The sequence below is a fragment of the Porphyrobacter sp. AAP60 genome, from assembly GCF_001296025.1.
Classification (GTDB): Bacteria; Pseudomonadota; Alphaproteobacteria; order Sphingomonadales; family Sphingomonadaceae; genus Erythrobacter.
The window spans coordinates 701,496-716,241 of sequence record NZ_LJHV01000002.1; the positions used below are offsets into that span (position 1 = coordinate 701,496).

Here is a 14,746-nt window from a genome sequence, read left to right on the forward strand (position 1 = left end):
CTGCAACCACCACCCGGCGCTTAGTCCGAACAACAGTCCGGCTATTAGCAAAAGCGCATCGCGTTTGTTCACCCAAACCCCCCGCCTGCCTCACCCGGCGCGAACCGCATCAGGCGGCTGTCCACCAGTGCGGCGGCGCGGTTCACCACCGCCTTTTGATAATCCGCATCCTTGATCATGGCAAAGAACGCGCCCGCATCGGGATATTGCGCGACGAAGCCGTCGTGCCATTGCTTGTCCCCCGGCCCGGTCACCATCGTTTCGAACGCCCCGCGCCAAACGATGCTGCCGCCGACGCGCTGGAAGATCGGGCCACTGGTCTTGCCGTACTCCTCGTAGGCCCGCCGCCCGCTCCAGCCTTTGCCTGCGTGTTCATGGCCCTCGGGATACTCCGCCAGATCGCGATACCGCAGCAGGTTGAGCATATGGATGGGCATGTCGCGCGGCAGATCCTTGAAGGCCGCGAAATTCTCCGGGGATGGATCGATGAAATAGGTCATAGCTCTCTCTCGTCATTGCGAGCGACCGCAAGATCGCGTTGCATATAGACCGTATCGAGCCTGCGCCCGAACTTGAAGCCGACATTGCGCATTCGCCCGGCATGGACGAACCCGCACTTGGTGTGGAGCGCGACCGAGGCGGGCTCGCCCCCGCCAATCACCGCGATCATCTGTTCGAACCCGCAATTCTGCGCAGCGGCGACGAGAGCCGCAAGCAACGCCGATCCCACCCCGCCCCCGCGCGCAGTGTCCGCGACATAGATGCTGTTCTCGCAGGTGCGCGCATAGGCGGCGCGGTCGCGGAACTGGGTGGCATAGCAATAGCCAAGCACCGTTCCGTCGCGCTCGGCGACAAGGAACGGCCAGCCGCGCGCGGTGACAGCCGCGATCTTTTCCGCCCACGCCGCAACGTCGGGCGCGGCAGTATCAAAGGTGGCGGTGCCGTGCGCGACATGGAAGGCATAGATATCGCAAACGGCCTGCGCGTCGCCGGGACGCGCAGGCCGGATAGTGAGGTCAGCCAAGCGTGTAGTCGCTGAACCGGTCACGCAGGTCTTTCTTGCTGATCTTGCCGGTGGCGGTGTGCGGGATGTCATCGACGAATTCGACCGCATCGGGCAGCCACCACTTGGCGATCTGCGGCTTGAGATGCTCGATGATATCATCGGCGCTCACTTCCGCGCCCGCTTTCCTGACCACGAACAGCACCGGTCGTTCGTCCCACTTGGGGTGGGTGATACCGATGCAGGCGGCCTCGGCCACGGCGGGGTGGCCTGCGGCTGCGTTCTCCAGCTCGACCGAGCTGATCCATTCGCCGCCCGATTTGATCACGTCCTTGGTGCGGTCGGTCAGTTGCAAGGTGCCGTCGGGGTGCAAGATGCCGACATCGCCGGTATCGAACCAGCCTTCGTTGTTGGCGGCATCCCGATCGGCCTTGAAATAGCGCTTGATGATCCACGGCCCGCGAATTTGCAGCGCGCCGCTGGTCTTGCCGTCACGCGGCAGTTCGGTCGCCATGTCGTCGAGATCGACCGTGCGCAGCTGCACGCCGAAAATCGGGCGGCCCTGCATTGCGGTTTTTTCGACCTTCTGTTCCAGCGTGAGGCTGTCCCAATCCCAGGTCGGCCCGCCAACCGTGCCGATAGGGCTGGTTTCCGTCATCCCCCAGGCGTGTTGCACGCGGGTGCCGTTCTTGAGCAGGCGCTCGATCATGAACTTCGGGGCGGCCGATCCGCCGATGGTCGCAGCCTTCAAGGGCGGCAGGTCGAGGCCATTGGCGTCGCAATACTGGAAGTGCGCCAGCCACACCGTAGGCACACCCGCGGAATCGGTCACGCCCTCGCTCAGCATCAGTTCGTGCAGCACCGCCGGATCATTGACGGCGGAAAACACGAACTTGATCCCCGCCATCGCGCCCGCATAGGGAAGGCCCCAGCTTGCCGCGTGGAACATCGGCACCACGGGAAGCATCACCGAAGCCGCGCTGAAGTTGAACGCTGACGGTTGCAGCCCCGCCATGGCGTGCATCATGGTCGAACGGTGTTCGTATTGCACACCCTTGGGATTGCCAGTGGTGCCGCTGGTGTAACAGATCATGCAGGGATCGGTTTCCGACCCCGTCACCCATTCGAAATCGCCGTCCTGCGCGCCGATCCAGTCTTCGAAAGAGGCTGTATGCTCTCCGGAATCGTAGCAGATGTAGTGCTCGACCGTCGTCCAGCGGCTTTTCATCCTATCGACAATCGGCTGGAACGCCGCATCATAGCACAGCACGCGGTCTTCGGCGTGATTGACGATATATTCGAGCTGATCATCGAACAGGCGCGGGTTCACCGTGTGCAGTACCCCGCCCATGCCTGCCACGCCGTACCAGCTGACGAGGTGGCGCGAATGGTTCATGGCGAGGCTCGCCACTTTGTCACCCGGCTTCAGGCCGAGTGCCTGCAGCGCCTGCGCCATCTTCAGCGCATCGCGGCGGATGCCTGCCCAATTGGTGCGGGTGATGCTGCCATCAGCCCATCGGCTGACGATTTCGCGCTCCGGCGCCTCGCGCGCGGCGTGATCGATCACCGCGGTCACCCGCATGGTCCATTCCTGCATTGCTCCGAGCCTTGATCCGGCCATATCCGCTCTCTCTCCGTGTGAAGTTGATCCCATCTGATGTCGCCGATGAGTGCCCTGTGTTGATGCCCGCCGGAAAGCCGATTGGCAATCGGCTCGTCGGACTAAAACAACACTTCGACCGAACGCGATGAAACATTTCCTGTTCTGCGAAGCTACCCCCCTGACCGCTGAGCGACAGCCGGCGTCACAGATGTGGCGCCCCCCGGTTGAGGGGGCAGCGGGTAGTTCATTGCAAGGAAGTAAAAGAATGAAAAACACAGCTTTGCTACTGGCTGGCGCAGCGGCGATCGTCGCTGTGCCCGCGCAGGCACGTGACGGACAACCTTACCTCGGCATCAATGGCGGTATCGTGTTCGAAGACCAGGTTGACGTCCAGGCCGACCCTGCTGCCGCATCGCGCAACGAAGCCCGCATCAACACCGGCACCGGCTGGGAAGGTGACGTGGTTATCGGTTACGATTTCGGCGCCTTCCGTCTCGAAGCCGAAGCCGGTTACAAGAACCAGGACCACGACACCCTTTTCATCGACGGCCCCAACACCGCCGGTCTTCCGGTCGGTCTGCGCACCGGGCCTGACAGCACGCAGAAGACCTACACCGGCATGGTCAACGCGCTGATCGACATCGGCAGCGATGATGGTCTGCAGTTCTACGCAGGCGGCGGTGCGGGCCTTGCCCGCGTCAACTTCGAATTGAGCGTTCCGGGCGCCGGCACGTTCATCGACGACAGCGATACCGCATTCGCTTACCAGGGCATCGCCGGTATGCGCTTCCCGGTGAACGACAACATCGATCTTGGCGTGAAGTATCGTTACTTCCGCGTCGACGATCTCAAGCTTAACGGGTTCGGCAACAATCCGCTGGAGCTTGGACTGGAATCGCACTCGGTTCTGGGCAGCATCCTCGTGAACTTCGGTGGCCGCAGCGAGCCTGCTCCGGTTGCAGCCCCGCCGCCGCCGCCGCCGGTAACTGCTCCCCCGCCGCCGCCGCCGGCCCCGCCGCCGCCGCCGCCGGCTCCGGCCTGCAACACCGGCCCGTACATCGTGTTCTTCGACTTCGATCGCTCGGACATCTCGGCCGAGGCGTCGACCATCCTCAACAATGCCGTCACCGCCTATGCCAACTGCGGCAGCGCGCGTGTGATGCTGGCTGGTCACACCGACACCTCGGGCAGCGCAAGCTACAACATGGCACTCGCCCAGCGTCGTAATGATGCCGTGCGCAGCTACATGACCGGTCGCGGTGTGCCCTCGGGCCAGATCAGCGGTGAAGCTTTCGGGGAATCGCAGCCCCGCGTGCCGACCGCCGACGGTGTGCGCGAAGCGCAGAACCGCCGCGTGGAAGTCACCTACGGTCCGGGTTCGGGCATGTAAGGTTACGTTCCAACGGAACAAGCAGAGGGGCCGGAGCGATCCGGCCCCTTTTTTCTGCCCGGCCTTTTTGTCTCGAGTGTTAAGCGACGAGCCGCAGGTTCGATCGCTTTTTGAGCGGCACCAGCGCCACATTGCTGATGCCTTCGATCGCCGCAAGGCGCTCTGCCAGTTCACCATGAAGCACGAAAGCACGGCCCAGCACCATTGTGACCTGACCGCCACCGGCCAGCGTCAGCCGCACCTGCACCTCGCCGCTGCCTGCAGGCCGCTCGCCCAGCGCCGCATCAAGTTCGATCCGCAGCTCTAGCAAAGCTGCGACACTGGCGATCTCGGCAGTCAACTGCATCGCAGTCGCGCCGCTCACCGCCGCCAGCGGACGCGCGCCGCGCACAGTCAGGCGCGGGGGTTCATCCGGGCTTGGCGAGTCGAGCTCGACCGTCAGCAACAGACACTCGCCTGACTGCGCCCAGCGTTCGAAATCGGGCACCAGCGCTTCTTCGAAACAAGCAGCCGAAAATTGACCCGAAGAATCGGAGAAATCCGCCCGGACAAAGGTTCCGCCTTTGCGCGTGCGGGCCTTGGTGATTCCTTCCACCAGCACCGCCATCACCGCAGTGCTGCGCCCTCCCGCAGGCGCGCCGCCTTCCATCAGGCTTTGATAGGTGCGCGCGCCATTGGCCGACGCCGCATCGCGATATTGCTGCACCGGATGGGCCGAGAAATAGAAGCCGAAGTTTTCGCGTTCCTTCGTCATGCGGTCAGACCGGCTCCACGCAGGTGCCGCCTGCAACCGCAGGTCTTCCGGCGCGGCAGCCTCACCGCCGAACAGCCCGACCTGCCCGCTCGATCTTTCGCGCATCGCAGCATCTGCCACCGCCATCAGCATATCGGCATTGGCATACAGAAGCCCGCGATCCGGTTCGAGCCCGTCGAACGCGCCCGCACAGATCAACCCTTCCAGCTGGCGGCGGTTCATCGTGCCTTGCGGCAACCGCTCGAAAAGATCCTTGATGCTGGCAAAGGCGCCGCTCGCCTGCCGTTCGGCAACGATCGCCTCCATCGCCTTTTCGCCGACATTGCGGATCCCGGCCAGCGCGTATCGCACCGCGTAGCCGGTATCGGTCTGCTCGACAGTGAAGCGCGCGTGGCTCGCGTTGATGTCGGGCGGCAGCACCTCGATCCCGCCGTGGCCATTGGGATACCGCCGTGCATCATCGACAAACACGTTGAGCTTTTCCGACTGGTGCATGTCGAAGCACATCGAAGCGGCGTAGAATTCTTCGGGGTAATGCGCCTTCAGCCACGCGGTCTGATAGGCCAGCAGAGCGTAAGCGGCGGCGTGCGATTTGTTGAAGCCGTAGCCTGCGAATTTGTCGATCAAATCGAACAGTTCATTGGCGCGCTTTGGCTCGATCCCCGAATTTGCCTTGCAGCCTTCCACGAAGCGGCCGCGCTGGGCGTCCATTTCGGCCTGCACCTTCTTGCCCATTGCGCGGCGCAGCAAGTCTGCATCGCCAAGCGAATAGCCAGCCAGCACCTGGGCGGCCTGCATCACCTGTTCCTGATAGACGAAAATGCCGTAGGTTTCGGACAGGATGCCTTCCAGCTTCTGGTGCGGATATTCAATCGGCACCACGCCTGCCTTGCGCTGGCCGAACAGCGGGATGTTGTCCATCGGGCCGGGGCGATAGAGCGAGACGAGCGCGATGATGTCGCCGAAATTGGTGGGCTTTACCGCCTTCAGCGTCCGCCGCATCCCTTCGGATTCCAGCTGGAACACGCCGACGGTATTGCCGGTCTGCATCAGGTGATAGACCTGCGCGTCATCCAGCGGCAGCGCGCCAAGATCGATCGTGATGCCGCGTTCTTCAAGCAGGTCGGTCGCCTTGCGCAGCACCGATAGTGTTTTCAGCCCGAGAAAGTCGAACTTCACCAGCCCTGAACTTTCGACATATTTCATGTCGAACTGCGTCACCGGCATATCCGAACGCGGATCGCGGTACAGCGGCACCAGCTGCGCCAGCGGCCGGTCACCGATCACCACGCCCGCCGCGTGGGTCGATGAATTGCGCGGCAGGCCTTCCAGCTGCATCGCCAGGTCGACAAGGCGCTTAACGTCCTTGTCATTGTCATACTCGCGCTTGAAATCCGCCGCCCCGTTCAGCGCGCGCGGCAGCGGCCAAGGGTCGGTCGGATGATTGGGGATCATCTTGCACAGCCGGTCAACCTGACCATAGCTCATCTGCAAAATCCGTCCGCAATCGCGCAGCACGGCGCGCGCCTTTAGCTTGCCGAAGGTGATGATCTGCGCAACGTGATCGGTGCCATATTTGGCCTGCACGTAACGGATCACTTCGCCGCGCCGCGTTTCGCAAAAGTCGATGTCGAAGTCCGGCATCGAAACGCGTTCGGGGTTGAGGAAGCGTTCGAACAGCAGGCCCAACTGGATCGGATCGAGATCGGTGATGGTCAGCGCCCACGCCACCGCCGAGCCCGCGCCCGAACCGCGCCCCGGCCCCACCGGAATCCCCTGTTCCTTGGCCCATTTGATGAAGTCGGCAACGATCAGGAAGTAGCCGGGAAAGCCCATCCCCACGATCACGTCGATCTCGAATTCGAGGCGGTCGAAATAGACCTTGCGCTGTTCATCCGAAAGATCGGGATAGGCGGCCAGTCGCTCTGCCAGCCCGGCGCGCGAATCCTCCGCCAGCATCCGCGCCTCGCCCGCAAGGTCGCCCGCTAGGCTGGGCAGGATCGGCTTGCGATAGGGCGGCGCAAAGGCGCAGCGCTGCGCGATCACCAAAGTATTGGCCATCGCCTCGGGAAGATCGGCGAAGGCTTCATCCATCATGCTGGCGGATTTGACGAAGGCCTGCGGGTTGGAGCGGGGGCGTTCCTCCGCCTCGATCTGAGTCGAATTGGCAATGCACAGCATCGCATCATGCGCCTTGTGCATATGCGGTTCGGCGAAATTGGCAGGGTTGGTGGCGACCAGCGGCAGGTCGCGGGCATAGGCGAGATCAATCAGCGCCTCCTCCGCCCGCTCGCACACCGGATCGCCGTGCCGTGCGATCTCGATATAAAGGCGCTGCGGGAACAGCGCCGCCAGCCGCTCTGCCAGGCGTGTGGCGGCATCGTGTTGTCCTTCGGCCAGCAGGCGGGTCAACCCGCCCTCGCCCGCGCCGGTCAGCGCGATCAATCCGTCGGTGCGGCCTTCCAGTTCGGCAAGCGTGACGTGCGGTTCACGCTCCAGCGGGCGATCAAGGTGGGCTTGCGATACCAGATGGCACAGGTTGCCATATCCAGCTTCGTCCTGCGCCAGCAAGGCGAGGTAATCGATAACCGCCCCGGCGGATCCTTCAACGCTCTCGCGCACCACGCCCAGCAGTGCGCCGATGATCGGCTGGACCCCTTCGGCTTTACAGGCAGCCGCAAACGGCATGACCCCGTAGAGCCCGTTGCGGTCACAGATGGCGATGGCGGGATAGCCGCGTTCCTTCGCCAGCTTGGCAATATCCTTGGGATCGATCGCCCCTTCGAGCATCGAGAATGACGAAAGCACACGCAGGGGGACGAAGGGAGCAAAGGGCATGGGCGACACTATGCTTTCGGGTGGGAGATTCGCCAAGCGCGGGCGGCTGTTTTTCCCGCAACTCGTCATTGCGAGCGGAGCGAAGCAATCCATGGCCTCGGGGTGCCGCTGAACGGAAAAGGCAGGTCATGGATTGCCGCATCGCTCCGCTCCTCGCAATGACGAAGGTCGAACTACAGAAGCGCTTCGATATCCTTGGCGATCCTGTCTGGCGCATCTGTCGGGCCGTAACGCTTCACCACCTTGCCATCGCGGCCAATCAGGAACTTGGTGAAGTTCCACTTGATCGAGGTCGATCCCATCAGCCCCTTGGCCGAGGTTTTCATCCAGTCATACAGCGGCGAAGCACCAGCGCCGTTGACGTCCACCTTGGCCATCAGCGGAAAGGTGACGCCGAAATTGACCTTGCAGAATTCGGCGATCTCATCGGCATTGCCCGGTTCCTGCCCGCCGAACTGGTTGCAGGGAAAACCCAGCACCTCGAACCCGCGATCCTTGTATTGCTGGAACAGCTTTTCCAGCCCGTCATATTGCGGGGTGAAGCCGCACTTGCTGGCGGTGTTGACCACCAGCAGCACGGTGCCCAGTTTATGCGACAGGTCGAGCGGTTCACCGCGATTGGTGGTGACGGTGAAATCGGCAATGGTGGTCATTCGGCCCCCGCAGGAATGGTGTCTAGGCCTCGCCTTGTGCGGGAAAATCGGGGTGGGAGGCAAGCGCCATCGCCTCATCGGCGGAATATTGGCGGTCGCCGGCCTTTTCGATCACGTAGCCGGCGCGTTCTTCTTCCGGCAGCATGGCAATATGGCGGATCATCTCGGCGAATGTGCCGCGGCCCAGCGCCTTACCGCCGTGCAACACACCGCCGCCGCTGTCTTTCGCGTGAAGTGCAGCGCGATCGCTCCATGCGGTCTCGCCGGTTTTAAGCGTCTCGCCGCCGGACGTGCTGGGATGGTCGGCCATGATCGATTTCTCCTTGTTCTAACCCCCTGAATATGGGGCCTGGGGGGAGGAACCGCTAGATCAGCACCCCGTCCTTCAGCCGCACCACACGGTCCATTCGTCCCGCCAGCCGCTCATTATGGGTCGCCACCAGCGCCGCGCTGCCTTCGCCCCGCACCAGCGCGAGAAATTCGGCCAACACATTGTCGGCGGTGGCTTCGTCGAGATTACCGGTCGGCTCGTCCGCCAGCACCAGCGTGGGCCGGTTGGCGAGTGCGCGGGCAACCGCGACGCGCTGCTGTTCGCCGCCCGAAAGCTGGCTGGGCCGGTGCGTGAGCCGCGCGCCGAGACCCAGATTGGTCAGCAGGCTATCAGCGCGCTCCTCGCATTCGGCGCGGGGACGGCCAAGGATCATCTGCGGCATCACCACATTCTCGCGCGCGTTGAAATCGGGCAGCAGGTGGTGGAACTGGTAAACGAACCCCAGATGGTCACGCCGCAGGCGGGTGCGCTGATCGCTGGCGAGGGTTTCAGCGCGTTCACCCGCCACGCTGATCGATCCTTCGAACCCGCCTTCCAGCAGGCCGACCGCTTGCAGCAAGGTCGATTTGCCAGAACCCGACGGGCCGAGCAGCGCCACGACTTCGCCCGGCATGATATCAAGATCGACGCCGCGCAGCACATCGATGCGCTGACCGCCCTGTTCGAAGGCGCGCTTCAGCCCTTTGAGGCTGACGATAGGAGCACCACTATTCATAACGCAGCACCTGCACCGGATCGGTATTGGCAGCCTTGAGGGCCGGATAAAGCGTTGCAAGGAAGCTCATCGTCAGCGCCAGCGCCACGATCCCGGCAACTTCCCACGGATCGGTGCGCGATGGCAGGGTGCTGAGGAACCGCACTTCGGGATCCCATATCTCCTGACCCGTGGAGAAAGCGATGAAGTCGACAATCGGTTCGCGGAAGAACAACACTATCGCGCCGAGCAGCAGCCCCGCCATCGTCCCGATCGCACCCACAGTGGTGCCAGTCGTCACGAAAATCTTGAGCAGGCTGCGCCGTGTCGCGCCCATGGTGCGCATGATCGCGATATCGCGGGTCTTGGCGCGCACCAGCATCACGAGGCTGGACAGGATGTTGAATGCGGCCACCAGCACCATGAAACTCAAGGCAAAGAACATCGCCACGCGTTCCACCTGCAAGGCTTCGAACAGGGCAGAGTTGATCGTCTTCCAATCCGAGATGATGGCCTTGCCGGTCAGTTGTTCAGCCACGGGTTTGAGGATTTCGCCAACCTTGTCGGGATCATCCACAGTCACTTCGATCATCCCGATGGTATCGCCCATCAGCAGCAGGGTCTGCGCATTCTTGATCGGCAGCACGACGAACTTCTGGTCGTAATCATAGATGCCCACTTCGAAGATCGCGCCCACTTCATAACCGATCTGGCGGATCGACGTGCCGAAGGGAGTGGCACGGCCCTGCGGATTGATGATCGTGATGGTATCGCCCACCCGCGCGCCGATGTTCTGCGCCAGTCGCGATCCTATCGCCACCCGTCCGGCAGCACCCTGCTCGGATGGCTGGTAAAGGCTGCGAATATCGCCAAGGATCACCTTTTCGCCCAGATCAGTGATCGCTTCGTCGGTCTGTCCGCGCACAAAAACCGCTTCGACCCGGCCACCGAAGCTCGTCAGCAAGGGCTGTTCGATCAGCGGCGATGCATCGACCACGCCGGGCGTCTTTTCGACATTGGCGAGCACGCTTTCCCAATTGTCCAGCCTGCCGCCATAGGCCTGCACGATGGCATGGCCGTTCAGCCCGACGATCTTGTCGAGCAATTCCGCGCGGAAACCGTTCATCACGCTCATCACAATCACCAGCATGGCGACCGAGAGCATGACTACGCCGACAGAAATGCCGGCCACCAGCGCAATGAACGCCTCCCCCCTGCCGGGCCAGAGGTAGCGTTTGGCGATCATCCATTCGAAGGGAGAGAGCATGGGAAGGTCAGTGCTGCCTGTAATGTGAACGCTGGCTGTAGTGCGCCCGCGCACAAGCCGCAAGCTACAGGCGGGCAGTCACACACCTGTCAGCAAAAAGGCGGGCATCGCAGGCGTGCTTTCCCTTGTAATTGATCCGTCACATCGCCATTGGGACGGGGCGCCCCGGCGGTGATCCCGCGAACATGTCTGGTGATGCCGATGACACCCCTCAATATGACACACCCCTTCCTTGACGCCGATGGCGACAAGCTGCGCGAGGAGTGCGGAATTTTCGGCGCGATCAACGCCGCCGATGCCTCCGCTGCGACCGCACTGGGCCTGCACGCGCTCCAGCATCGCGGGCAGGAAGCGGCCGGAATTGTCAGCTACGACGGCAAGGAATTCTTCGTTCGCCGGGGCCTTGGCCATGTGGCCGAGAACTTCTCCTCGCCCGAAGCGATTGCCGAGCTGCTCGGCCATATGGCGGCAGGCCATGTGCGCTATTCCACCACCGGCGGATCCGGCCTGCGCAACGTTCAGCCGCTTTATGCCGATTTGGCCAGCGGCGGTTTTGCCGTGGCGCATAACGGCAATATCTCCAACGCGATGACCTTGCGCAGCGATCTGGTGAACAAGGGCTCGATCTTCCAGTCGACCTCCGATACCGAGGTAATCATCCACCTCGTCGCCACCAGCCGCTATCCCACCATTGCCGACAGGCTGGTGGATGCGCTGCGGCTGGTCGAAGGCGCCTATGCGCTGATCGTGATGACGCCCGAAGGCATGATCGGCTGCCGCGATCCGCTCGGCATCCGCCCGCTGGTCATGGGCCGGATGGGTGATGCGATCCTGTTCGCCTCGGAAACGGTCGCCTTCGATGTCGTTGGTGCCGAAGTCATCCGCGAAGTCGAACCGGGCGAGTTGGTGATGGTCGATTTCTCGGGCGAAATCCGCTCTGTGCGCCCCTTCGGCAGCCCGGCCCCGCGTCCCTGCATCTTCGAACATGTCTATTTCAGCCGCCCCGATTCCGTGTTTGCGGGCCGCAGCGTTTATGAAGCGCGCAAGGCGATCGGCACCCAACTCGCTATCGAAGCCCCGTGCGAGGCCGATCTGGTCGTGCCCGTGCCCGATAGCGGCGTTCCGGCTGCCATCGGTTTTGCCCAGCAATCGGGCGTCCCGTTCGAACTCGGCATTATCCGGTCGCACTATGTCGGGCGCACTTTCATCGCACCTTCGGACGGGGCCCGCCATTCAGGTGTGAAACGCAAGCACAACGCCAACCGCGCACTGGTAGCAGGCAAGCGGATCGTGCTGATCGACGATTCCATCGTGCGCGGCACGACCAGTATGAAGATCGTCGAGATGATGCGCGAGGCAGGCGCTTCGGAAGTGCATTTCCGCGTCGCCAGTCCGCCCACCGCACATTCCTGCTTCTACGGCGTCGATACGCCCGAACGCTCCAAACTGCTGGCCGCGCGCATGGATCTTGAACCGATGCGGCAATTCATCAAGGCCGATAGCCTTGCCTTTGTGTCGATTGACGGCCTGTATCGCGCCGTCGGATCGCAAAAGCGCAATGCTGCCTGCCCGCAATTCTGCGACGCCTGTTTCACAGGCGACTATCCCACCCGCCTGACCGACCTCGCGCTGTCCGACCAGAAACCTGCCGAGCTTCCCTTTGCTGATCCGAAAGCTGCCTGACCCGACATGACCGATGCCCAAGTAAACGATACCGGCAAACCGCTTTCCGGCCGCACCGCGCTTGTCACCGGCGCCAGCCGCGGGATTGGCGCTGCCACCGCCAAGTCGCTGGCCGCTGCCGGTGCCCATGTCATTCTGGTTGCCCGCAAAGTCAAAGCACTGGAAGCGGTCGAGGATGAAATCCACGCCGTTGGCGGCACATCGACCATCGCGCCGATCGATCTGATGGAGCCCGATGCCGTCACCCGCCTTGCCGGAGCCATCGCCGGACGCTGGCAGACGCTGGACATCATGGTGCTGGCCGCCGCCTATCTGCCCGAACTCACCCCGCTTTCGCAGGTCGAGCCCAAGCAGTTCAATCAGGCGCTGCTGACCAACGTGGTTGCGACCCAGGCATTGCTGGCGGGATTCGACCCGCTGCTGCGCCGGGCCGAGGCAGGCCGTATCATCGGCCTGACCAGCAGCGTCGGCGCCGTGCCCCGCCCCTATTGGGGTGCCTATGGTTCGACCAAGGCGGCGTTCGAAAACCTGCTGGCCACCTATGCCGCCGAAGTGGAGCGCCTCTCCCCGCTGCGTGTGGCAATCATCGATCCGGGCGCAACCCGCACCGAAATGCGCGCCCGCGCTTATCCGGGCGAAGACCCGCAAAGCCTGAAAGCGCCCGAAGTCGTCGCCGATCGTCTGCTTGCTCTGCTGATCGAGGGATTTGACAGCCTGCACCGCGAACGGATCGACTGATCCTAGGCAATCCTGCTTGCACTACCATTAACCTTTGTTCGCAACCCGCTCTTAGGGTTTCGGCTTCAGTTTCCGGGGCGGACCACCACCCGCGAGACCAACGGCGACGAACACAGGTTTGACAGCAATGCCGCATGACTCAGACGCCTACCGCAAGGCTGCCCAAGAAGACCGCTGCGCACCGCGCACACGGCTGACCATCCCGGCGACCTTGCGCGCTTCGGGCGGGCGGGCCTTCCAAAGCGTGGTTCACGATCTTTCGATCTCGGGCTTCTCGGCGGCCTCGATCAACCGGATGCATGATGGCCAGATGTGCTGGCTGACCTTGCCCGGGCTTGAAGCCTTGCGGGCGGAAGTTGTGTGGTGGGACAATTGCGTCGTCGGCTGCGCCTTTTCGGAACTGCTCAGCCCGATCGTACACGACAATATTCTGCAACGTTACAGCAACATCGGAACCTACCGCCCGGCGACCTGATCCCGCCTGCCAGCCCGATGTTTCACGCGAAACATCGGGCTGGCCCGGCCTGAGCAGGGTCTGGACAGGGTCTGGCCCGGCCAAGCCGCCACCAGAACCGCGCAAGCTGAGCGCCTATTTGATGGTGGTCGCGATCTTGCGGCTCAGATCGAGGAATTGTCCCCGCTCCGCCCCGCCACTCGCCCGCTGCCAGTTGCCGATATAGGCGAACACCACGCGCTTATCCGGGAATAGGGTTATGGCCTGCCCGAAGATGCCCTGCGCGCCGTAGGCTCCTTGCGGATAGGTCCACCACTGGTAGCCATAGCCAAAGCCGCTTGTCCCGAAATCGACCGCACTGTCGGTCGCCTCGGCAAACCAGCCTTCCGGCACGACGCCTTTTCCGCCTTCCAGTGCGAACTGCCCCATGCGGGCATAGTCCGAAAGCCGGATCGACAGGCAGCACCCGCCGATATTGCCGCCGCGCGGATCGACCATCCAGAACAGGTCGCCTTCGAAACCGGCCGGATCGACAATCTTCGTCTTGGCATATTCGGCCAGCGGCATGCCCACCGCGTTTTCCACCAGCAGCCCGATCAGGTTGGTCTCGCCGGTCTTGTAAACCCACTTGGCGCCCGGTTCCGCTTCACGCGGGAGCGCCTTCATCTGGGCGAGAATCGCATCGGGGCCATATTCGATGGTGAAGAGGTTCATTTTCGCGACGTCGGAATCGGGATCACTATAGTCTTCGTTCCAGCGCACCCCGCTTGTCATGGTGGCGATCTGCCGCACCGTAACGCCTTCGTAGGCGGAACCCGCAAGGCCCGGGATATATTTCGTGACCGGATCATCCAGACTGGCAATGTGCCCGTCCTTCACCGCTGCGCCAAGCAGCGTCGAAGTAAAACTCTTGGCGACCGAAAAGCTTGTCCAGCGGTCCTGCGGGCCCATGCCGAGGCCATATTCCTCGTGCACCACCTTGCCATCGACCAGCACCATTACCCCGGCGGTCTTGCTCGATTGCACCAGCGCGCTGATCTCCGCCTGCAATTCAGCGCTCAACGGCGCGCCCTTGGTCAGCGCACGCGGCGACCTTGCGGCGGGGACTTCGTGCCCGGCAAACCATTGCTCCATCGCGCGGAAACGTTCGGACCGCTGGGAATCGGACCAGAACAGCACTTGCAGATCAGCCGGATCACGTGCCGGCGGCTGGGTCAGCTGCGCTGTCGGGGCAGGCGGGCCTGCGACCGGGGCGCTTTCGCCATAGCCGCCCGCGCACCCTGCCAGCAGCGCAGCCAAAACCGCGCCCGAAACCATGCTTGTGACCCTGCCCATCTT

13 protein-coding genes are annotated in these 14,746 nt (G+C 62.9%); 4 read left to right on the forward strand and 9 right to left on the reverse strand.

Translation table 11 applies throughout. The annotated features are described in order from the left end of the window. Positions 1 to 68 precede the first annotated feature (68 nt). The 3 genes from IP79_RS03905 to IP79_RS03915 are packed head-to-tail and all read right to left on the reverse strand — an operon-like array spanning position 69 to position 2,600. Positions 69 to 500, reverse strand: coding sequence for a DUF1330 domain-containing protein (locus tag IP79_RS03905; protein WP_054117887.1), 432 nt, complete (start codon positions 498 to 500; stop codon positions 69 to 71). Continuing rightward, positions 497 to 1,024, reverse strand: a complete 528-nt coding sequence (locus IP79_RS03910; protein ID WP_054117888.1) for a GNAT family N-acetyltransferase — start codon at positions 1,022 to 1,024, stop codon at positions 497 to 499. The genes IP79_RS03905 and IP79_RS03910 overlap by 4 nt, the downstream gene beginning before the upstream one ends. Further along, positions 1,017 to 2,600, reverse strand: a complete 1,584-nt coding sequence (locus IP79_RS03915; RefSeq protein ID WP_197273726.1) for a long-chain fatty acid--CoA ligase — start codon at positions 2,598 to 2,600, stop codon at positions 1,017 to 1,019. Before IP79_RS03915 ends, IP79_RS03910 begins: the two co-directional genes overlap by 8 nt. Before the next feature lie 271 nt (positions 2,601 to 2,871). On the opposite strand from IP79_RS03915, the gene IP79_RS03920 reads away from it, so the two are divergent. Further along, positions 2,872 to 3,996 carry an OmpA family protein gene (locus tag IP79_RS03920; protein WP_054117890.1) on the forward strand — a complete coding sequence of 375 codons (1,125 nt, stop codon included), beginning with the start codon at positions 2,872 to 2,874 and terminating at the stop codon, positions 3,994 to 3,996. 79 nt (positions 3,997 to 4,075) lie between these two features. On the opposite strand, the gene dnaE is transcribed toward IP79_RS03920, so the two are convergent. From dnaE to IP79_RS03945, 5 genes are all read right to left on the reverse strand, one after another. Continuing rightward, the gene (gene dnaE / locus IP79_RS03925) at positions 4,076 to 7,588 is read right to left on the reverse strand and encodes a DNA polymerase III subunit alpha (protein WP_054117891.1); all 3,513 of its coding nucleotides are present in this window, start codon (positions 7,586 to 7,588) and stop codon (positions 4,076 to 4,078) included. Positions 7,589 to 7,761: 173 nt separating this feature from the next. After that, complete coding sequence (locus tag IP79_RS03930; protein ID WP_054117892.1) at positions 7,762 to 8,241, reverse strand: glutathione peroxidase; 480 nt, start codon at positions 8,239 to 8,241, stop codon at positions 7,762 to 7,764. Between the two features lie 22 nt (positions 8,242 to 8,263). Then, positions 8,264 to 8,551, reverse strand: coding sequence for a hypothetical protein (locus IP79_RS03935; protein ID WP_054117893.1), 288 nt, complete (start codon positions 8,549 to 8,551; stop codon positions 8,264 to 8,266). 55 nt (positions 8,552 to 8,606) lie between these two features. Beyond that, the gene (locus tag IP79_RS03940; protein WP_054117894.1) at positions 8,607 to 9,287 is read right to left on the reverse strand and encodes an ABC transporter ATP-binding protein; all 681 of its coding nucleotides are present in this window, start codon (positions 9,285 to 9,287) and stop codon (positions 8,607 to 8,609) included. Next, entirely contained in the window at positions 9,280 to 10,533 is a 1,254-nt protein-coding gene (locus tag IP79_RS03945; RefSeq protein WP_054117895.1) for a lipoprotein-releasing ABC transporter permease subunit, read from the reverse strand. Before IP79_RS03945 ends, IP79_RS03940 begins: the two co-directional genes overlap by 8 nt. Before the next feature lie 195 nt (positions 10,534 to 10,728). On the opposite strand from IP79_RS03945, the gene purF reads away from it, so the two are divergent. The 3 genes from purF to IP79_RS03960 all read left to right on the forward strand — a co-directional run bounded on the left by purF (position 10,729) and on the right by IP79_RS03960 (position 13,429). Beyond that, positions 10,729 to 12,216: an amidophosphoribosyltransferase gene (gene purF / locus IP79_RS03950; protein ID WP_082336984.1), complete on the forward strand. Its 1,488-nt coding sequence runs from the start codon at positions 10,729 to 10,731 to the stop codon at positions 12,214 to 12,216. 6 nt (positions 12,217 to 12,222) lie between these two features. Beyond that, entirely contained in the window at positions 12,223 to 12,954 is a 732-nt protein-coding gene (locus tag IP79_RS03955) for an SDR family NAD(P)-dependent oxidoreductase (RefSeq protein WP_054117896.1), read from the forward strand. Between the two features lie 127 nt (positions 12,955 to 13,081). Next, positions 13,082 to 13,429, forward strand: coding sequence for a PilZ domain-containing protein (locus tag IP79_RS03960; RefSeq protein ID WP_054117897.1), 348 nt, complete (start codon positions 13,082 to 13,084; stop codon positions 13,427 to 13,429). Between the two features lie 114 nt (positions 13,430 to 13,543). On the opposite strand, the gene IP79_RS03965 is transcribed toward IP79_RS03960, so the two are convergent. Further along, positions 13,544 to 14,743 (reverse strand): serine hydrolase domain-containing protein, encoded by a 1,200-nt coding sequence (locus IP79_RS03965; protein WP_054117898.1) that lies wholly within the window; start codon positions 14,741 to 14,743, stop codon positions 13,544 to 13,546. Positions 14,744 to 14,746 lie beyond the last annotated feature (3 nt).

What these genes read in the sequence shown, in the direction of transcription:
- IP79_RS03905 (WP_054117887.1), bottom strand. Translation starts at nt 500, where the DNA reads ATGACCTATTTCATCGATCCATCCCCGGAGAATTTCGCGGCCTTCAAG.
- IP79_RS03930 (WP_054117892.1), bottom strand. Translation starts at nt 8,241, where the DNA reads ATGACCACCATTGCCGATTTCACCGTCACCACCAATCGCGGTGAACCG.
- dnaE (WP_054117891.1), bottom strand. Translation starts at nt 7,588, where the DNA reads ATGCCCTTTGCTCCCTTCGTCCCCCTGCGTGTGCTTTCGTCATTCTCG.
- IP79_RS03940 (WP_054117894.1), bottom strand. Translation starts at nt 9,287, where the DNA reads ATGAATAGTGGTGCTCCTATCGTCAGCCTCAAAGGGCTGAAGCGCGCC.
- IP79_RS03965 (WP_054117898.1), bottom strand. Translation starts at nt 14,743, where the DNA reads ATGGGCAGGGTCACAAGCATGGTTTCGGGCGCGGTTTTGGCTGCGCTG.
- IP79_RS03955 (WP_054117896.1), top strand. Translation starts at nt 12,223, where the DNA reads ATGACCGATGCCCAAGTAAACGATACCGGCAAACCGCTTTCCGGCCGC.
- IP79_RS03945 (WP_054117895.1), bottom strand. Translation starts at nt 10,533, where the DNA reads ATGCTCTCTCCCTTCGAATGGATGATCGCCAAACGCTACCTCTGGCCC.
- IP79_RS03915 (WP_197273726.1), bottom strand. Translation starts at nt 2,600, where the DNA reads ATGCAGGAATGGACCATGCGGGTGACCGCGGTGATCGATCACGCCGCG.
- IP79_RS03960 (WP_054117897.1), top strand. Translation starts at nt 13,082, where the DNA reads ATGCCGCATGACTCAGACGCCTACCGCAAGGCTGCCCAAGAAGACCGC.
- IP79_RS03935 (WP_054117893.1), bottom strand. Translation starts at nt 8,551, where the DNA reads ATGGCCGACCATCCCAGCACGTCCGGCGGCGAGACGCTTAAAACCGGC.
- purF (WP_082336984.1), top strand. Translation starts at nt 10,729, where the DNA reads ATGCCGATGACACCCCTCAATATGACACACCCCTTCCTTGACGCCGAT.
- IP79_RS03920 (WP_054117890.1), top strand. Translation starts at nt 2,872, where the DNA reads ATGAAAAACACAGCTTTGCTACTGGCTGGCGCAGCGGCGATCGTCGCT.